The sequence below is a fragment of the Streptomyces sp. NPDC004732 genome (genome assembly GCF_040609235.1).
Classification (GTDB): Bacteria; Actinomycetota; Actinomycetes; order Streptomycetales; family Streptomycetaceae; genus Streptomyces.
In genome coordinates, this window is sequence record NZ_JBEXJR010000011.1 from 231,855 (window position 1) to 251,122 (window position 19,268).

Consider the following 19,268-nt stretch of genomic DNA (forward strand, 5'->3'; position numbering starts at 1 on the left):
TAGGCTGTCCGACATGGCCGACCCTTCCAGCTACCGCCCCAAGCCGGGACAGATCCCCGACGCCCCGGGGGTCTACAAATTCCGCGACGAGCACCGCCGGGTGATCTACGTCGGGAAGGCCAAGAGCCTGCGCCAGCGCCTGGCCAACTACTTCCAGGACCTGGCCGGTCTCCACCCCCGCACCCGCTCCATGGTGACCACGGCGGCCTCCGTCGAGTGGACGGTCGTCACCACCGAGGTCGAGGCGCTGCAGCTGGAGTACTCCTGGATCAAGGAGTTCGACCCCCGGTTCAACGTCAAGTACCGCGACGACAAGAGCTATCCGTACCTCGCGGTGACGATGAACGAGGAGTTCCCGCGCGTGCAGGTGATGCGCGGCGCCAAGAAGAAGGGCGTGCGCTACTTCGGTCCGTACGGCCACGCGTGGGCGATCCGCGACACGGTCGACCTGCTGCTGCGCGCCTTCCCCGTCCGGACGTGCTCCGCCGGTGTGTTCAAGAACGCCGCCCGCACCGGCCGCCCCTGCCTGCTCGGCTACATCGGCAAGTGCTCGGCGCCCTGCGTGGAGCGCATCACGCCCGACGAACACCGCGAACTCGCCGAGGACTTCTGCGACTTCATGGCGGGCCGCACGGGCACGTACATCCGCCGCCTGGAGCGGCAGATGACGGACGCGGCCGAGGAGATGGAGTACGAGCGGGCGGGCCGCCTGCGCGACGACATCGAAGCCCTCAAGAAGGCCATGGAGAAGAGCGCCGTCGTCCTCGCCGACGCCACGGACGCCGACCTCATCGCCCTCGCCGAGGACGAGCTGGAGGCCGCCGTGCAGATCTTCCACGTCCGCGGCGGGCGCGTGCGCGGCCAGCGCGGCTGGGTCACCGACAAGGTCGAGGCGGTCACCAGCGGAGACCTCGTCGAGCACGCCCTCCAGCAGCTGTACGGGGAGGAGCGCGGCGACGCCGTGCCCAAGGAGGTGCTCGTCCCCGCGCTGCCCGACCCGATAGAGCCGGTCCAGGAGTGGCTGACCGAGCGCCGCGGCGCGAACGTCTCGCTGCGCATCCCGCAGCGCGGCGACAAGAAGGCCCTCATGGAGACCGTCGCGCGCAACGCGCAGCAGTCCCTCGTTCTGCACAAGACCAAGCGCGCCTCCGACCTGACCACGCGCTCGCGCGCGCTGGAGGAGATCGCCGCCGCCCTGGAGCTGGACAGCGCCCCGCTGCGCATCGAGTGCTACGACATCTCGCACCTCCAGGGCGACGACGTCGTGGCGTCGATGGTCGTCTTCGAGGACGGCCTCGCCAGGAAGAGCGAGTACCGCCGCTTCCAGATCAAGGGTCGTGTCGGAGACACGCAAATCTGGCACGGCGAGGGCCAGGACGACGTCCGCTCCATGCACGAGGTGATCATGCGCCGCTTCAGGCGCTACCTCGCCGAGAAGGAGCGGACCGGGGAGTGGGTGGACGAGGAGACCGGCGAGGTCTCGGACAACGGCCCCACCGAGGAGGACGGCCGTCCCAAGCGTTTCGCCTACCCGCCCCAGCTCGTCGTGGTGGACGGCGGACAGCCCCAGGTCGCCGCGGCCAAGAGAGCCCTCGACGAGCTCGGCATCGACGACATCGCGGTGTGCGGCCTGGCCAAGCGCCTGGAGGAGGTCTGGGTCCCCGACGAGGACGATCCGGTCATTCTGCCGCGCACCAGCGAAGGGCTCTACCTCCTCCAGCGGGTACGTGACGAAGCGCACCGCTTCGCCATCACCTACCAGCGCACCAAGCGGGCCAAGCGCTTCAAGGCCGGGCCGCTGGACGAGGTCCGCGGCCTCGGCGATGCCCGGAAACGTACGCTGATCAAGCACTTCGGTTCGGTGAAGCGGCTGCGATCCGCGACAATCGACCAGATCTGCGAGGTTCCGGGAGTGGGCCGCAAGACGGCCGAGGCCATCGCGGTGGCCCTCGCCCAGGCGGCCCCCGCCGCCCCCGCGGTCAACGTGACCACCGGAGAGATCCTGGACGACGACGAGCCGTTCGCCGCGGCCGACGACGACCGGGAGCCGCCCGCCGAGGGCGGGCCCGGGGAGAATGAGAGCGGGGAGCCCGTGACCGCGGGCACCCCGGAAGAACGACGGGGGCAGGAGACATGAGCGAGCACGACGAAGGTGGAGAACAAGTGAGTGCGGCCACGCCCAACGAGACGCCGGCCGTCCCGGACGCCGCGATCCCCGAGCTGGTGATCATCTCGGGCATGTCGGGTGCCGGACGCAGCACGGCGGCAAAGTGCCTGGAGGACCTCGGCTGGTTCGTGGTCGACAACCTGCCGCCCGCGCTGATCCCCACCATGGTGGAGCTCGGCGCCCGCTCGCAGGGCAACGTCGCCCGCATCGCGGTCGTCGTCGACGTGCGCGGCAGGCGGTTCTTCGACAACCTCCGCGACTCCCTCGCCGAGCTGGAGTCGAAGAACGTCACACGGCGCATCGTCTTCCTGGAGTCCTCCGACGACGCCCTGGTCCGCCGCTTCGAATCGGTCCGCCGCCCGCACCCGCTGCAGGGCGACGGCCGCATCGTCGACGGCATCGCGGCCGAGCGCGACCTGCTGCGCGAGCTGCGCGGCGACGCCGACCTGGTCATCGACACCTCCAGCCTGAACGTGCACGAGCTGCGCGCCAAGATGGACGCCTCGTTCGCGGGCGAGGAAGAGCCCGAGCTGCGGGCCACCGTCATGTCCTTCGGCTTCAAGTACGGCCTGCCGGTCGACGCCGACCTGGTCGTGGACATGCGCTTCCTGCCGAACCCGCACTGGGTCCCCGAGCTGCGCCAGTACACCGGCCTCAACGAGGAGGTGGCGGCGTACGTCTTCAACCAGCCGGGCGCCAAGGAGTTCCTCGACAGGTACGCGGAAATGCTCCAGCTCATCGCCGCGGGCTACCGCCGCGAGGGCAAGCGGTACGTGACGATCGCGGTCGGCTGCACCGGCGGCAAGCACCGCTCCGTCGCCATGTCGGAGAAGCTCGCGGCGCGCCTGGTGTCCGAGGGTGTGGAGACCGTCATCGTCCACCGGGACATGGGGCGCGAATGACGCCGCACCGCCGGAGCGTCCGCCTGAGCCGACTGGGCCGCAAGCGGGGCGCCCAGCCGAAGGTGGTCGCGCTCGGCGGGGGCATGGGCCTGTCCGCCTCGCTCGCCGCGCTGCGCCGCATCACCGGAGCCGGTGACCTCACCGCCGTCGTCACGGTCGCCGACGACGGCGGCTCCAGCGGCCGCTTGCGCGACGAGCTCGGCGTGCTGCCGCCCGGCGACCTGCGCAAGGCCCTCGCCGCGCTCTGCGGCGACGACGACTGGGGCCAGACCTGGTCCCGCGTCATCCAGCACCGCTTCCAGTCCAAGGGCGACCTGCACGAGCACGCGGTCGGCAATCTGCTGATCGTCGCCCTGTGGGAGCAGCTCGGCGACCACGTCCAGGCGCTGGACCTGGTCGGCAGGCTGCTCGGCGCGCAGGGCCGCGTGCTGCCCATGTCGGCCGTGCCGCTGGAGCTCCAGGCCCTGGTCAAGGGCCACGACCCGGAGCGCCCCTACGACGTGGACACCGTGCGCGGACAGGCCACGGTCGCGCTCACGCCCGGCGAGGTCCAGTCCGTCCAGGTCGTCCCGCACGACCCGCCCGCGGTTCCCGAGACGGTCGCCGCCGTGCTCGACGCGGACTGGGTGGTGCTCGGCCCCGGCTCCTGGTTCTCCTCGGTGATCCCGCACCTGCTGGTCCCCGAACTGCTCGACGCGCTCACCGAGACGAAGGCCCGCAAGGTCCTCTCGCTCAACCTCGCGCCGCAACCGGGAGAAACCGAAGGGTTCTCTCCGCAGCGTCATTTGGAGGTTTTGGCCCGACACGCCCCTAAACTCGCCCTGGACGTGGTGCTGGCCGACGAGGCCGCCGTGCCCGACCGTGAGTCACTGACCGATGCCGCCAAGCGGCTCGGTGCCACGGTCGAGCTGGCGCCGGTGGCCCGGCCCGACGGGACTCCGAGGCACGACCCGGAGCTCCTGGCAGCCGCGTACGACCGTATTTTTCGGATGCATGGAAGGATCGGCCCATGGCGATGACGGCAGCGGTGAAGGACGAGATCTCCCGGCTCCCCGTCACCCGGACCTGCTGCAGAAAAGCAGAGGTCTCGGCGATCCTGCGGTTCGCGGGCGGCCTTCACCTGGTGAGCGGCCGCATCGTGATCGAGGCGGAGCTGGACACCGCGATGGCCGCCCGGCGGCTCAAGCGGGACATCCTGGAGATCTTCGGGCACAGCTCGGAGCTGATCGTGATGGCCCCCGGCGGCCTGCGGCGCGGCTCGCGCTACGTGGTCCGTGTCGTGGCGGGCGGCGACCAGCTGGCCCGCCAGACGGGACTCGTCGACGGCCGCGGCCGCCCCATCCGGGGGCTGCCGCCGCAGGTGGTCTCCGGGGCCACCTGCGACGCCGAGGCGGCCTGGCGCGGGGCGTTCCTCGCGCACGGCTCGCTCACCGAGCCCGGCCGCTCCTCCTCCCTGGAGGTGACCTGCCCGGGCCCGGAGGCCGCGCTCGCGCTGGTCGGTGCCGCGCGCAGGCTGCAGATCGCCAGCAAGGCCCGTGAGGTGCGGGGCGTGGACCGCGTCGTCGTGCGCGACGGTGACGCGATCGGCGCGCTGCTCACCCGGCTCGGGGCGCACGAGTCGGTGCTCGCCTGGGAGGAGCGGCGGATGCGCCGCGAGGTGCGCGCCACCGCCAACCGCCTGGCCAACTTCGACGACGCGAACCTGCGCCGCTCGGCCCGTGCGGCCGTCGCCGCGGGGGCCCGTGTGCAGCGCGCCCTGGAGATCCTCGGCGACGAGGTGCCGGAGCACCTCGCGGCCGCCGGGCGTCTGCGCATGGAGCACAAGCAGGCCTCCCTGGAGGAGCTGGGCGCGCTCGCCGACCCGGTGCTGACGAAGGACGCCGTCGCGGGCCGCATCCGCCGCCTGCTCGCCATGGCCGACAAGCGGGCCCAGGACCTGGGCATCGCGGGCACGGAGTCCAACTTGAGCGACGAGCTCGCGGACAACATGGCGGTCTGACGCCGGTCCCGTACGTCACGTAAGCCGCTGGTGTCCCACCGGGCACCGGCGGCTTTCGCATGCCCGCCTCGCACGCCTTCACGCGCTGTATTGACATGATCATGCACTGTCACGAGCCTGGCATCCAGCACATCTGTGCCGGACAACCGCAAGGGGGGCTCATGAGACGAAGAGCGAGCGCGAGATCCGTTCTCGCCACCGGAGCACTGCTCATCGGCGGCCTCGCCGCCGCACCGCACGCCCAGGCCAGCGGCCCGGGCAAGGCCCCGGCCGCCGACGACCCGGCGGCCGTGCAGGTCTACCAGGCAGAGGTCACCAAGAAACAGATACCGATCCTCGTCGAGGCGGGCCAGGACGCCCACGAACTCGCGGGACAGACACCCGAGACCGGCACCGGCCGCGTCGAGCTGTACCTCACCGAGGGCCAGGCCAAGGCCATCGAGCGCAAGGGCATCGAGCTCAGCGAGCACAAGGTGTCGGCGGCGACGCAGAAGCGGCTCAAGGCCGCGGGGGACGGCGTCTACCGGCCGTACAGCGGAAAGGGCGGTCTCCAGGAGGAGGTCGTCAAGACCGGGCAGGCGAACCCCGGCATCACCAAGGTCGTCTCCATCGGCAAGACCCTCCAGGGCAAGGACATCCTCGCCCTGAAGCTCTCCAAGGACGCCAAGAAGTCCAAGGACGGCTCCAAGCCCTCCACGCTCTACATGTCCAACCAGCACGCGCGCGAGTGGATCACCCCCGAGATGACCCGCCGCCTGATGCACCACTACTTGGACAACTACGGCAAGGACAAGCGCATCACCAAGCTCGTGAACTCCACCGAGCTGTGGTTCGTGCTCTCCGCCAACCCCGACGGCTACGACTTCACGCACGCCGCCACCGCCAACCGCCAGTGGCGCAAGAACCTGCGCGACGTCGACGGCGACGGCAAGATAGCGCCGGGCGACGGCGTCGACCTCAACCGCAACTTCGCCTACAAGTGGGGCTACGACAACGAGGGCTCGTCCCCGGACGCCTCCTCCGAGACCTACCGCGGCACCGGAGCGATGTCCGAGCCGGAGACCAAGGCGCTCGACCGCTTCCAGAAGCGCATCGGCTTCACGTACGGGATCAACTACCACTCCGCGGCCGAACTGCTCCTCTACGGAGTGGGCTGGCAGGTCGCCACGCCGACCCCGGACGACGTGCTCTACCGGGCGCTGAACGGCACCCCGGAGAAGCCCGCCGTGCCCGGCTACCACCCGCAGGTCTCCTCCGAGCTCTACACCACCAACGGTGAGGCCGACGGCCACGCGGGCAACGTCAACGGCATCTCGATGTTCACCCCGGAGATGTCCACCTGCCAGACCGCGTCGAACATCGACCCGAACGACGCCTGGAAGCCCGAGGACTGCGCGTCCATCTTCACCTTCCCGGACGACGAGAAGCTGATCCAGCAGGAGTTCGCCAAGAACGTCCCGTTCGCGCTCGCCGTCGCCGAGACCGCACTCCACCCCGACCAGCCGGTCTCCGTCACCGGCATCGAGGCCCCGGACTTCACCCCGGACACCTTCGCCACCTCGTACGCCCGCGGAGGCGACCAGAAGGTCGCCGTCACCGCCCGCAAGTCGGTGCGCGACAAGAAGCTCAACTACCGCGTCAACGGCGGCCGTACGCACGACGAGAGCCTCAAGGCCTGGAAGGGCGGCGAGACCTACGGCGGCGCCGACAACCTCCACTTCGACGAGTACCGCGCCGAGGTCGAGGGCGCACGCGTGGGTGACAAGGTAGAGGTGTGGTTCACCGGCCGCACGAAGAACGGCGGCAGCCAGAGCGAGCACTTCACCTATACCGTCGCCGAACGCCCGAAGGCGAACACGCTCGTCGTCGCCGAGGAGGGCGCGACGGCCACCCAGACACAGAAGTACGTCGACGCCATCGAGGCCAACGGCCGCACCGCCGCCGTCTGGGACGTCGCCAAGCAGGGCGTCCCGCACCCGCTCGGCGTCCTGTCGCACTTCTCCGCGGTCGTCCACTACACCGGCGACCCCGTCCCCGGCGCGCCCACCCAACTCGCCCTGCGCGACTACCTCAACGAGGGCGGCAAGCTCATCGAGTCCGGTGAGCGCACCGGCACCAACGTCGACCTCGGCGAGGCCCTCACCGACGACTTCGCGCAGTACTACCTCGGCGCGTACGAGCGGCTCTCCGCGCCCGGCGCCAAGAGCTTCCAGGGCAGCGGCGCGCTCGACGGGGTCAGCACCCCGCTCGGCGCCGCCGACAACAACCCGCTCGACAAGGCAGGACGCTTCACCGTCACCTCCGACAGCCTGCCGCCCGAGAAGTTCCCGCAGTTCAAGAGCGCGGCCGCGGGCTCCTACCCCGGCCTCACCAACCCGTACGCGCCCTTCGAGGGGCAGGGCATGGCCTCGGCCACCCACGCCGACCAGGACTGGAAGCGGCTCACCCGCACCATCGACCTGACCGGCGTCACGGCCGCCGACCAGCCGGAGCTGCGGTTCGCGCTCAACTGGAACCTGGAGACCGGCTACGACCACGGCCTCCTGGAGGCGCACACCACCGGCGCCGACGACTGGACGACGCTGCCCGACAAGAACGGCAACTCGTCCGCAGCCGTCCCCGCCGAGTGCGCGGCCGGGTTCTTCGTCAACGGCCACCCGTTCCTGCGCCACTACCTGACGGTCGGTGCCAACGGCTGCACGGCGTCCGGCACCAGCGGCGCCTGGAACAGCTTCACCGGTTCCTCCGGCGGCTGGAAGCCCGTCGCCTTCGACCTCAGCCCTTACGCGGGCAAGAAGATCGAGGTGGCTCTCAGCTCCGTCACCGACCCCTCCACCGGCGGCCGCGGCCTCTTCGCCGACAACGCGCAGCTGGTCGTCAACGGCAACGTCAAGGAGACCGAGGGATTCGAGTCGTCGCTCGGCACCTGGAGCGTCGCGCCGGCCCCGCCGGGAAGCCCCAATATCACAGGCGACTGGGCCCGGACCGGGGAGCTCTACCGCTCCTTCGCGGCGGTCACAGCGCGTGACAGCGTGCTCCTCGGCTTCGGCTTCGAGCATGTGCCCGGAAGTGCCGAAAGGGCCGCTCTTATGGGCGCCTCCCTGGCACATCTGCGCAGCTGACACTCCGTAATCGGGACGAAGGTCCCGGCGGCCCGTACCCCTACTCCGGGGTACGGGCCTTTGTGCCGCTTACGGCCCCTCTCGATGTCACCTCAGAGGCTTCAGAGAGGTAGGGTCGGAGGCGGTCGGGGACATCCCATACAACTCGCCGGCGTCTAAAACCGGCGTACCAACGAGGAGATCGGTTTCGTGACGATCCGCGTAGGCATCAACGGCTTTGGCCGCATCGGTCGCAACTACTTCCGCGCGCTGCTCGAGCAGGGTGCGGACATCGAGATCGTGGCTGTCAACGACCTGGGTGACACCGCGACCACGGCGCACCTGCTGAAGTACGACACCATCCTGGGCCGCCTCAAGGCCGAGGTGTCGCACACCGAGGACACCATCACGGTCGACGGCCACACCATCAAGGTGCTGTCCGAGCGCAACCCCGCCGACATCCCGTGGGGCAAGCTGGGCGTCGACATCGTGATCGAGTCCACCGGCATCTTCACCAAGAAGGCCGACGCCGAGAAGCACATCGCGGGCGGCGCCAAGAAGGTCCTCATCTCGGCTCCGGCCAAGGACGAGGACATCACCATTGTGATGGGCGTCAACCAGGACAAGTACGACGCGGCCAACCACCACGTCATCTCCAACGCCTCCTGCACCACCAACTGCGTGGCGCCGATGGCGAAGGTTCTCGACGAGAACTTCGGCATCGTCAAGGGCCTGATGACCACGGTCCACGCGTACACCAACGACCAGCGGATCCTGGACTTCCCGCACTCGGACCTGCGCCGCGCCCGCGCCGCCGCCGAGAACATCATTCCGACCACGACCGGTGCCGCCAAGGCCACCGCCCTGGTCCTGCCCCAGCTCAAGGGCAAGCTCGACGGCATCGCGATGCGCGTCCCGGTCCCGACCGGCTCCGCCACCGACCTCGTCGTCGACCTGCAGCGCGACGTCACCAAGGACGAGGTCAACGCCGCGTTCAAGAAGGCCGCCGACGATGGCGCCCTCAAGGGCATCCTCTTCTACACCGAGGACCCGATCGTGTCGTCCGACATCGTCAGCGACCCGGCCTCCTGCACCTTCGACTCCTCCCTGACCATGGTCCAGGAGGGCAAGACGGTGAAGATCCTCGGCTGGTACGACAACGAGTGGGGCTACTCCAACCGCCTCGTCGACCTCACCGTCTTCGTCGGCGGTCAGCTCTAGTCACCAGAGCAGACACCTAGATGTGAGCACAGGGTCCGGACCGCGCAACGCCGCGCGCTCCGGGCCCTGTTGTGCGTCAGCCCACCCAAGGAGTCCAGTAGTGAAGACGATCGACGAACTTCTCGCCGAAGGAGTCGACGGCAAGCGGGTCTTCGTCCGCGCCGACCTCAACGTGCCGCTCGACGGCGCCACCATCACCGACGACGGCCGCATCCGCGCCGTCCTGCCGACCGTCAAGGCCCTCGCCGCCGCGGGCGCCAAGGTGGTCGTGGCCTCGCACCTGGGCCGCCCCAAGGGCGCCCCGGACCCGGCCTTCTCGCTGCTGCCCGCCGCCGAGCGGCTCGGTGAACTCCTCGGCGCGCCCGTCGCGTTCGCGCAGGACACGGTCGGCCCCGCCGCGCACGACGCGGTGGACGGCCTGCAGCCCGGCCAGGTCGCCGTCATCGAGAACCTTCGCTTCAACGCCGGTGAGACGTCCAAGGACGACGCCGAGCGCGGCGGGTTCGCCGATCAGCTTGCTGCCCTCGCCGATGTCTACGTAGGCGACGGTTTCGGCGCCGTGCACCGCAAGCACGCGTCCGTGTACGACCTCCCGGCGAAGCTCCCGCACTACGCGGGCTACCTGATCGCCACCGAGGTCGGCGTCCTCAAGAAGCTCACCGAGGACGTCAAGCGCCCGTACACCGTCATCCTCGGCGGCGCCAAGGTCTCCGACAAGCTCGCCGTCATCGACGAGCTGCTCGGCAAGGCCGACCGTCTGCTCATCGGTGGCGGCATGGCGTACACCTTCCTCAAGGCCCAGGGCCACGAGGTCGGCATCTCCCTCCTCCAGGAGGACCAGATCCCGGTCGTCAAGGAGTACATGGAGCGCGCCGAGAAGAGCGGCGTCGAGCTCGTGCTGCCGGTCGACGTGCTGGTCTCCACGGACTTCCCCGACCTGAAGACGAAGGCCCCGGCCGACTTCTCGACGGTCGACGCGGACAAGATCCCCGCGGACCAGGAGGGCCTGGACATCGGCCCCAAGAGCCGTGAGCTCTTCGCCGAGAAGATCGCCGACGCCGAGACCGTCTTCTGGAACGGCCCGGTCGGCGTCGCCGAGCACCCCGACTACGCCGGGGGCACCGCCGCCGTCGCGCGAGCCCTGCTCAACTGCGACGGCTTCACCGTGGTCGGGGGCGGCGACTCCGCCGCGGCCGTCCGCAACCTAGGCTTCGACGAGAACGCATTCGGCCACATCTCGACCGGCGGCGGCGCCTCCCTCGAATACCTCGAGGGCAAGACGCTCCCCGGCCTCGCCGCACTGGAGAACTGACACCTGATGACTACGCGTACCCCGCTGATGGCGGGCAACTGGAAGATGAACCTCAACCACCTCGAGGCCATCGCCCACGTCCAGAAGCTCGCCTTCGCCCTGGCGGACAAGGACTACGAGGCCTGCGAGGTCGCCGTCCTGCCGCCCTTCACCGACCTGCGCTCCGTGCAGACCCTGGTCGACGGCGACAAGCTCAAGATCAAGTACGGCGCCCAGGACATCTCGGCGCAGGACTCCGGTGCCTACACCGGCGAGATCTCGGGCCCGATGCTGTCCAAGCTGAAGTGCACCTACGTCGCCGTGGGCCACTCCGAGCGCCGTCAGTACCACAACGAGACCGACGAGATCTGCAACGCCAAGGTGAAGGCCGCGTACAAGCACGGCCTGACCCCGATCCTCTGCATCGGCGAGGGTCTGGACATCCGCAAGGCCGGACAGCAGGTCCAGTACACGCTGAACCAGCTCGACGGCGGCCTGAAGGACGTCCCGGCCGAGCAGGCCGAGACCATCGTGATCGCGTACGAGCCCGTCTGGGCGATCGGCACCGGCGAGGTCGCGACCCCCGAGGACGCGCAGGAGGTCTGCGGCGCGATCCGCGGCCGCCTCGCCGAGCTGTACTCGCAGGAGCTCGCCGACAAGGTCCGCATCCAGTACGGCGGCTCCGTCAAGGCGAAGAACGTCGCCGACATCATGGCGCAGCGCGATGTCGACGGCGCCCTGGTCGGTGGCGCGGCGCTGGACACGGACGAGTTCGTCAAGATCGTTCGCTTCGGCGACCAGTGAGTATGCGCTAGCGACGTTACGTCGTACCCTGACGGGGGCCGAAGGAAGCCTTCGGCCCCCGTCGTCGATTCAGATCCGAGGAAGTTGGTCCAGCCGTGGTTATGGGGTTCTCGATCGCCCTGATCGTCTTCAGCGCTCTGATGATGTTGCTGGTGCTGATGCACAAGGGCAAGGGCGGCGGTCTTTCCGACATGTTCGGTGGCGGCATGCAGTCGTCCGTCGGCGGTTCGTCCGTCGCGGAGCGCAACCTCGACCGCATCACGGTCGTGGTCGGTCTGCTGTGGTTCGCGTGCATTGTCGCGCTCGGCCTGCTGATGAAGGCGAACAACTAGCGCCAGCCACTGGTCGCTTGTCCGGTGCGCGCCCGCGTGCGCGGCTTATCATGGGGCTTGCGTCCGGGGGTGGGGTGTAACTCCCAACACTGGACGCGCGTTGGGCCTTACGTAAACTGAGGCGCCCGCAGCAGCACCATCACGCAGGGAGTTACGACCGTGGCAAGTGGCAACGCGATCCGAGGAAGTCGGGTCGGGGCGGGGCCGATGGGCGAGGCCGAGCGCGGTGAGTCCGCGCCGCGACTGCGCATCTCCTTCTGGTGCTCCAACGGGCATGAGACGCAGCCGAGCTTCGCCAGCGACGCGCAGGTCCCCGATACGTGGGACTGTCCCCGCTGCGGCTTTCCGGCAGGTCAGGACCGGGACAACCCGCCGGATCCGCCGCGCACCGAGCCGTACAAGACGCACCTGGCGTATGTACGCGAGCGGCGCAGCGACGCGGACGGGGAGGCGATCCTCGCGGAAGCGCTCGCCAAACTGCGGGGCGAGATCTAGCACTTGAATACGACGTGAGAACCGGCCGGACACCAATAGGTGTCCGGCCGGTTTCTTTGTCCCGTACGTGTGCTGACAGACAGTTTCGGACATCTCATCCCGCTCTCTGATCGATTAGGTTGGAGGATGCAGCGGGGCAATTGGACGTACGCGCGTACGAAAGAAGGCTGAAGTCCGAGATGAACGCAGAAAGCCGCGCCAGGCTCGATCAGACTCCCGAGTGGACGGCGCTCGCCGGGCACCGTGACCGGCTGGGGGAGGTGCAGCTGCGCGAGCTGTTCGCCGCCGATCCGGCGCGCGGTACGGCGTACACCCTCCAGGTCGGCGACCTGCACATCGACTACTCCAAGCACCTCGTCACCGGTGAGACGCTGACGCTGCTGCGCGAGCTGGCGGCCGCCACCGACGTCTTCGGGCTGCGGGACGCCATGTTCCGCGGCGAGAAGATCAACACCACCGAGGACCGGGCCGTCCTGCACACGGCGCTGCGCGCCCCGCGGGGCAGCGTCGTCGAGGTCGACGGCGAGAACGTGATGCCCGCCGTGCACGCCGTCCTCGACAAGATGGGTGCCTTCTCGGAGAAGGTCCGCTCCGGCGAGTGGACCGGACACACCGGCAAGCGCATCAAGAACGTCGTCAACATCGGCATCGGCGGCTCCGACCTCGGTCCGGCGATGGCGTACGAGACGCTGCGCTCCTTCACCGACCGCGGCCTCACGGTCCGCTTCGTGTCGAACGTGGACGGCGCCGACCTGCACGAGGCCGTGCGGGACCTGGACGCCGCCGAGACGCTCTTCATCATCGCCTCGAAGACGTTCACCACCATCGAGACGATCACGAACGCCACGTCCGCGCGCGACTGGCTGCTCACCGAGCTGAAGGCCTCGCAGGACGCCGTCGCCAAGCACTTCGTGGCCCTGTCGACCAATGCCGAGAAGGTCTCCGACTTCGGCATCGACACGGACAACATGTTCGAGTTCTGGGACTGGGTCGGCGGCCGCTACTCGTACGACTCGGCGATCGGCCTCTCCCTGATGATCGCCATCGGGCCCGCCCGCTTCCGCGAGATGCTCGACGGCTTCCACCTCGTCGACGAGCACTTCCGCACGGCGCCCGCCGAGTCCAACGTGCCTTTGCTGATGGGCCTGTTGGGCATCTGGTACGGCAACTTCCACGACGCGCAGTCGCACGCCGTCCTGCCGTACTCGCACTACCTCTCCAAGTTCACCGCCTATCTGCAGCAGCTGGACATGGAGTCCAACGGCAAGTACGTCGGGCGTGACGGCAAGGAGGTCGACTGGCAGACGGGCCCGGTCGTCTGGGGCACGCCCGGCACCAACGGGCAGCACGCCTACTACCAACTCATCCACCAGGGCACGAAGTTGATCCCGGCGGACTTCATCGGCTTCGCCGAGCCCGTCGCCGATCTGCTGCCGGGCCTGGTCGCCCAGCACGACCTGCTGATGGCCAACTTCTTCGCACAGACCCAGGCGCTGGCGTTCGGCAAGACGCCGGACGAGGTGCGCGCCGAGGGCGTCGCGGAGGAACTGGTCCCGCACAAGACGTTCAAGGGCAACCACCCCACGACGACGATCCTGGCCAAGGAGCTGACCCCCTCGGTCCTCGGCCAGCTCATCGCGCTCTACGAGCACAAGGTCTTCGTGCAGGGTGCGGTGTGGAACATCGACTCCTTCGACCAGTGGGGCGTCGAGCTCGGCAAGGTCCTCGCCAAGCGCGTCGAGCCCGCGCTGACCGAGGGCGCCGAGGTGCCCGACCTGGACGGGTCGACCACCGCGCTGGTCGCCAAGTACCGCGATCTGCGCGGGCGTTGAGTCTCACCAGGCGATAATCGGATGCGGGCGAACCGCCCGGCGGGTGACACTGCTTCGGCTCTGTCACCCGCCGGGAGGGGACCCCGTCATGGACCAGCTGCACGCCGCGCTCGCCGACCCCGAGAGACTCAGGCTGTACGCGCGGATAGTCCTCGACGACCTGCCGCCGCGCGAGGCCGACTCCGCCGTCGCCCGCAAGCACCTGGGGCGCCTCCTCGCCACCGGGCTCGTGGAGCGGCTGCCCGACGGATCGCTGCGGGCCGACCCGGCCGTCTTCCGGCGCTCCCCGGACCCCGTCGACGCGCACGCCCATCCCACGGTGCCGCGCCGCCTCACCGGCTTCTTCGCGCACGGCCGCCTCACGGCCATTCCGGTCCGTCCCGTCGTGCGCCACGAACTCCTCGTCCACCTCACGGACGCCCTCTTCGACGCCGACCGCACCTACAGCGAGGGCGAGATCAACGACGCGTTCCGCACCGTCCACGACGACACGGCGGCGCTGCGGAGGTACTGCGTCACCGACGGCCTCCTCGTCCGCGAGCAGGACGGCAGCCGCTACCGCCGCGTCCTCGTGGACGCCTGAGGGCCCCGCACCGGACGGTGCGGGGCCCTCAGGCATGTGCAGCGGTGAACGGCTACGCGATGGCCGGTGGATACAGCTCCGGGGGGAGCTGGGAGGCCGCCGCGGCGTCCAGGAGCCACAGCGTGCGCGAGCGGCCGTAGGCACCGGCCGCAGGAGCCTGCACCTCTCCGGCGCCCGACAGGGCGATGGCCGCGGCGTTCGCCTTGTCCTCGCCCGCCGCGAGCAGCCACACCTCGCGGGCCGCCCGGATCGCCGGGAGCGTGAGCGTGACGCGGGTCGGCGGGGGCTTCGGCGCGCCGTGCACGCCGACCACCGAGCGCTCCGTCTCGCGCACCGCGGGCAGCTCCGGGAAGAGCGACGCGACGTGCGTGTCCGGGCCGACGCCGAGCATCAGGACGTCGAAGGTCGGCACGGGGCCGTGGTCCTCCGGGCCCGCGGCCGCGGTGAGTTCGGCGGCGTAGATCTCCGCCGCCGCGTCCACCTCGTACGCGCCGTCCGACGCGGGCATCGGGTGCACCCGGGCCGGGTTGAGGGGCACCGAGTCGAGCAGTGCCTCCTTGGCCTGGGTGTAGTTGCGCTCCGGGTCGCCGTCCGGCAGGAAGCGCTCGTCGCCCCACCACAGGTCAAGGCGCGACCAGTCGATCGCGTCCTTCGCGGGGGACGACGCCAGCGCGGCCAGCACGCCGTTGCCGTTGCGGCCGCCGGTGAGGACCACCGACGCGTGGCCGCGGGCGGCCTGCGCGTCGACGATCTTCGTGATGAGGCGGGCCGCGGCGGCCTGCGCCATCAGCTCCTTGTCCCGGTGGACGACGAGCTGCGGAGCCGCGGTCACTTCGCCGCCGCCTTCTTCGCCGCGGTCTTCTTGGCCGGGGCCTTCTTGGCGGGTTCCGACGTGGCCGCCGCGGACTTGGACTCCTCGGCGGGCTTCTCGTCGGCCAGGGACGCCGTCTGCTCCACGGGCTCGCCCAGGCGGTCCACGCCGAACTTCAGCGCGGACGCATAGGTGTCGTCCGGGTCCAGACGCCGCAGCTCCTCGGCGATCAGCTCGGCCGTCTCGCGGCGCTTGAGCGCCACCGCACGGTCGGGCTGCCCCTGGATGGAGAGCGTGGCGAGCGCGCCGTCGGCCCGGTCGAGCACGATGGGACCACAGGTGGTCTCCAGGCGTACGCCGGTCAGACCCGGGCCCGCCGACAGCGTGCGCTGCACGGGGACGTCGAGGCGGTCCGCAAGCCACATGGCGAGCAGCTCGCAGCTCGGGTTGAACTCCTCGCCCTCCACCTGCACCGAGGTGACCTTGCAGGTGACCTGGTCGAGCGCGGCGGCCAGCATGGAGCGCCACGGCGTGATGCGGGTCCAGGACAGGTCCGTGTCGCCGGGGCTGTAGGCCTCGGCGCGCGCGGTCAGCTCGTGGATCGGCTGCTCCGCGGCGTACGTGTCCGTGACGCGGCGCTGGGCCAGGGCGCCGAGCGGGTCCTTGGCGGGGTCCAGCGGGGCGTTCACCGGCCACCAGGCGACCACGGGGGCGTCGGGCAGCAGCAGCGGCAGGACGACGGACTGGGCGTGGTTGATGCCCTCGCCGTACAGCCGCAGGATGACCGTCTCGCCGGTGCCCGCGTCCGCGCCGACCCGGACCTCGGCGTCGAGGCGCGAGGTGGTGCGGTCGCGGGGCGAGCGGGCGGCGCGCTTGATGACCACGAGGGTGCGCGAGGGGTGCTCGCGGGACGCCTCGCTGGCCGCCTTCAGCGAGTCGTAGGCGTTCTCCTCGTCGGTGACGATGACGAGGGTGAGCACCATGCCGACGGCCGGGGTCCCGATCGCGCGGCGGCCCTGCACGAGCGCCTTGTTGATCTTGCTGGACGTGGTGTCCGTGAGGTCGATCTTCATGGCCGGCGCCAGCTCCGTCCGTCTCGTGCGAGCATTTCGTCCGCCTCGGCCGGGCCCCAGGTGCCGGACGCGTACTGCGCGGGCTTGCCGTGCTTGTCCCAGTACTGCTCGATCGGGTCGAGGATGTTCCAGGACAGCTCGACCTCCTCCGTGCGCGGGAAGAGGTTGGCGTCGCCGAGCAGGACGTCGAGGATCAGGCGCTCGTACGCCTCCGGGCTGGACTCGGTGAAGGACTCGCCGTACGCGAAGTCCATCGAGACGTCCCGGATCTCCATGGAGGTGCCGGGGACCTTCGAGCCGAACCGCACCGTGATGCCCTCGTCGGGCTGGACGCGGATGACGATCGCGTTCTGCCCGAGCTCCTCGGTGGCGGTGTGGTCGAAGGGGGAGTGGGGCGCGCGCTGGAAGACGACCGCGATCTCGGTGACGCGGCGGCCCAGACGCTTGCCGGTGCGCAGGTAGAAGGGGACGCCCGCCCAGCGGCGGTTGTCCACCTCCAGCTTGATCGCGGCGTAGGTGTCGGTCTTCGACTTGGCGTCGATGCCGTCTTCCTGCAGATAGCCGAGGGCCTTCTCGCCGCCCTGCCAGCCCGCGGAGTACTGGCCGCGGACCGTGTCCCTGCCGAGGTCCTTCGGCAGCCGGACGGCGCCGAGGACCTTCGCCTTCTCCGCGACGAGCGCGTTGGCGTCGAAGGAGGCGGGCTCCTCCATCGCGGTCAGCGCCATCAGCTGGAGCAGGTGGTTCTGGATGACGTCACGCGCGGCGCCGATGCCGTCGTAGTAACCGGCGCGGCCGCCGATGCCGATGTCCTCGGCCATCGTGATCTGGACGTGGTCGACGTACGACCGGTTCCAGATCGGCTCGAACATCTGGTTGGCGAAGCGGAGCGCCAGGATGTTCTGGACGGTCTCCTTGCCGAGGTAGTGGTCGATCCGGAACACCTGGTCCGGCGCGAACACCTCGTGCACGATCGCGTTCAGGTCCTGCGCGGACGCCAGGTCGTGGCCGAACGGCTTCTCGATGACGGCACGCCGCCAGGAGCCCTCGGGGGCGTCCGCCAGCTCGTGCTTCTTGAGCTGCTGGACGACCTGGGGGAAGAACTTCGGGGGCACGGAGAGGTAGAAGGCGAAGTTGCCGCCCGTTCCCTGCGCCTTGTCCAGCTCCTGGATGGTGGCCTTGAGCTGCTCGAAGGCGTCGTCGTCGTCGAAGTTGCCCTGGACGAAGCGCATGCCCTGGATGAGCTGCTGCCAGACCTCCTCGCGGAAGGGCGTGCGCGCGTGCTGCTTGACGGCGTCGTGCACCTCCTGTGCGAAGTCCTCGTCCTGCCACTCGCGGCGGGCGAACCCGATGAGGGAGAAGCCCGGCGGCAACAGACCTCGGTTGGCGAGGTCGTAGACAGCAGGCATCAGCTTTTTGCGGGACAAATCGCCCGTGACGCCGAAGATGACCAGGCCCGACGGCCCCGCGATACGCGGGAGCCGTCGGTCTGCGGCGTCACGCAGCGGATTGCTGCTTGACAAGGTGGGTCAGCCCTTCGCGGGAGCGAGGCGCTGGAGCTCGGCCTCAGTCGACTTGAGCAGGTCGTTCCAGGACGCCGCGAACTTCTCGACGCCCTCGTCCTCGAGGAGCTGCACGACGTCGTCGTAGGCGATGCCGAGCTTCTCCACCGCGGCGATCTCCGCGCGCGACTGGTCGTACGTGCCCGCGATGGTGTTGCCGGTGATCTGACCGTGGTCGGCCGAGGCCTCCAGGGTCGCCTCCGGCATGGTGTTCACCGTGTTGGGCGCGACGAGGTCGTCGACGTACAGCGTGTCCTTGTACGCGGGGTCCTTGACGCCGGTCGAGGCCCACAGCGGACGCTGCTTGTTGGCCTGTGCCTTGTCGAGGGCGGCCCAGCGGTCGGAGGAGAAGACCTCCTCGTACGCCTCGTACGCCAGACGCGCGTTGGCGAGCGCGGCCTTGCCCTTGAGGGACTTGGCCTCGTCCGTGCCGATGCCGTCCAGGCGCTTGTCGATCTCGGTGTCCACGCGGGACACGAAGAAGGACGCCACCGAGTGGATCTTGGAGAGGTCCAGGCCGCGCTCCTTGGCCTTCTCCAGGCCGGCGAGGAAGGCGTCCATGACCGCGCGGTAGCGCTCAAGGGAGAAGATCAGCGTCACGTTGACGCTGATGCCGAGGCCGATGACCTCGGTGATCGCCGGGAGGCCCGCCTTGGTGGCCGGGATCTTGATGAGCGTGTTCGGCCGGTCCACCAGCCAGGCCAGCTGCTTGGCCTCGGCGACCGTGGCCGCCGTGTTGTGCGCCAGGCGCGGGTCGACCTCGATCGACACGCGGCCGTCCTGGCCGCCCGTTGCGTCGAAGACCGGACGCAGGATGTCGGCGGCGTCACGGACGTCCGCCGTCGTGATCATGCGGATGGCCTCTTCGACGGTGACCTTGCGGGCGGCGAGGTCGGCGAGCTGCTGCTCGTAACCGTCGCCCGACGAGATCGCCTTCTGGAAGATCGACGGGTTGGTCGTGACGCCCACGACGTGCTGCTGGTCGATCAGCTCGGCGAGGTTGCCGGACGTGATCCGCTTGCGCGACAGGTCGTCCAGCCAGATCGCGACGCCTTCTTCGGAAAGGCGCTTGAGTGCGTCTGTCATGGAATTACATCT

Annotated in this window: 16 protein-coding genes; 12 read left to right on the plus strand and 4 right to left on the minus strand. The window is 69.6% G+C overall.

From position 1 onward, the window contains the following. Positions 1–13: 13 nt before the first annotated feature. The 12 genes from uvrC to ABZV77_RS31615 all read left to right on the plus strand — a co-directional run bounded on the left by uvrC (position 14) and on the right by ABZV77_RS31615 (position 14,727). Positions 14–2,137 carry an excinuclease ABC subunit UvrC gene (gene uvrC / locus ABZV77_RS31560; protein ID WP_356264164.1) on the plus strand — a complete coding sequence of 708 codons (2,124 nt, stop codon included), beginning with the start codon at positions 14–16 and terminating at the stop codon, positions 2,135–2,137. Next, on the plus strand, positions 2,134–3,069 hold the full coding sequence (rapZ, locus tag ABZV77_RS31565; protein ID WP_356264167.1) for an RNase adapter RapZ: 936 nt from the start codon (positions 2,134–2,136) through the stop codon (positions 3,067–3,069). The genes uvrC and rapZ overlap by 4 nt, the downstream gene beginning before the upstream one ends. Continuing rightward, positions 3,066–4,088, plus strand: coding sequence for a uridine diphosphate-N-acetylglucosamine-binding protein YvcK (gene yvcK / locus ABZV77_RS31570; RefSeq protein ID WP_356264170.1), 1,023 nt, complete (start codon positions 3,066–3,068; stop codon positions 4,086–4,088). The genes rapZ and yvcK overlap by 4 nt, the downstream gene beginning before the upstream one ends. Continuing rightward, entirely contained in the window at positions 4,079–5,068 is a 990-nt protein-coding gene (whiA, locus tag ABZV77_RS31575) for a DNA-binding protein WhiA (RefSeq protein WP_356264173.1), read from the plus strand. Before yvcK ends, whiA begins: the two co-directional genes overlap by 10 nt. A 161-nt stretch (positions 5,069–5,229) precedes the next feature. Beyond that, entirely contained in the window at positions 5,230–8,190 is a 2,961-nt protein-coding gene (locus ABZV77_RS31580; RefSeq protein WP_356264176.1) for a M14 family zinc carboxypeptidase, read from the plus strand. A 189-nt stretch (positions 8,191–8,379) separates the two neighbouring features. Next, positions 8,380–9,390: a type I glyceraldehyde-3-phosphate dehydrogenase gene (gene gap / locus ABZV77_RS31585; RefSeq protein WP_356264179.1), complete on the plus strand. Its 1,011-nt coding sequence runs from the start codon at positions 8,380–8,382 to the stop codon at positions 9,388–9,390. A 100-nt stretch (positions 9,391–9,490) separates the two neighbouring features. Beyond that, positions 9,491–10,702: a phosphoglycerate kinase gene (locus ABZV77_RS31590; RefSeq protein ID WP_356264182.1), complete on the plus strand. Its 1,212-nt coding sequence runs from the start codon at positions 9,491–9,493 to the stop codon at positions 10,700–10,702. 6 nt (positions 10,703–10,708) lie between these two features. Next, complete coding sequence (gene tpiA, locus ABZV77_RS31595; protein ID WP_356264184.1) at positions 10,709–11,485, plus strand: triose-phosphate isomerase; 777 nt, start codon at positions 10,709–10,711, stop codon at positions 11,483–11,485. Positions 11,486–11,586: 101 nt separating this feature from the next. After that, the gene (secG, locus tag ABZV77_RS31600) at positions 11,587–11,817 is read left to right on the plus strand and encodes a preprotein translocase subunit SecG (RefSeq protein WP_030784160.1); all 231 of its coding nucleotides are present in this window, start codon (positions 11,587–11,589) and stop codon (positions 11,815–11,817) included. Positions 11,818–11,976: 159 nt separating this feature from the next. Further along, complete coding sequence (locus ABZV77_RS31605; RefSeq protein WP_003957010.1) at positions 11,977–12,312, plus strand: RNA polymerase-binding protein RbpA; 336 nt, start codon at positions 11,977–11,979, stop codon at positions 12,310–12,312. Positions 12,313–12,491: 179 nt separating this feature from the next. Further along, positions 12,492–14,144, plus strand: coding sequence for a glucose-6-phosphate isomerase (gene pgi, locus ABZV77_RS31610; RefSeq protein WP_356264188.1), 1,653 nt, complete (start codon positions 12,492–12,494; stop codon positions 14,142–14,144). Positions 14,145–14,232: 88 nt separating this feature from the next. After that, entirely contained in the window at positions 14,233–14,727 is a 495-nt protein-coding gene (locus ABZV77_RS31615) for a DUF2087 domain-containing protein (RefSeq protein WP_356264191.1), read from the plus strand. Positions 14,728–14,779: 52 nt separating this feature from the next. Here the strand turns inward: ABZV77_RS31615 and pgl are convergent, their stop codons facing one another. From pgl to tal, 4 genes are read right to left on the minus strand one after another with little or no spacing between them, the layout of a single operon-like run. Then, a complete protein-coding gene (gene pgl, locus ABZV77_RS31620; protein ID WP_356264194.1) occupies positions 14,780–15,559 on the minus strand; it encodes a 6-phosphogluconolactonase in 780 nt (259 codons plus the stop codon). Further along, positions 15,556–16,611 (minus strand): glucose-6-phosphate dehydrogenase assembly protein OpcA, encoded by a 1,056-nt coding sequence (gene opcA, locus ABZV77_RS31625; RefSeq protein ID WP_356264197.1) that lies wholly within the window; start codon positions 16,609–16,611, stop codon positions 15,556–15,558. Before opcA ends, pgl begins: the two co-directional genes overlap by 4 nt. Beyond that, positions 16,608–18,131, minus strand: coding sequence for a glucose-6-phosphate dehydrogenase (gene zwf / locus ABZV77_RS31630; protein ID WP_356264200.1), 1,524 nt, complete (start codon positions 18,129–18,131; stop codon positions 16,608–16,610). Before zwf ends, opcA begins: the two co-directional genes overlap by 4 nt. 6 nt (positions 18,132–18,137) lie before the next feature. Continuing rightward, positions 18,138–19,256: a transaldolase gene (gene tal, locus ABZV77_RS31635; protein ID WP_356264203.1), complete on the minus strand. Its 1,119-nt coding sequence runs from the start codon at positions 19,254–19,256 to the stop codon at positions 18,138–18,140. Positions 19,257–19,268: the final 12 nt, after the last annotated feature.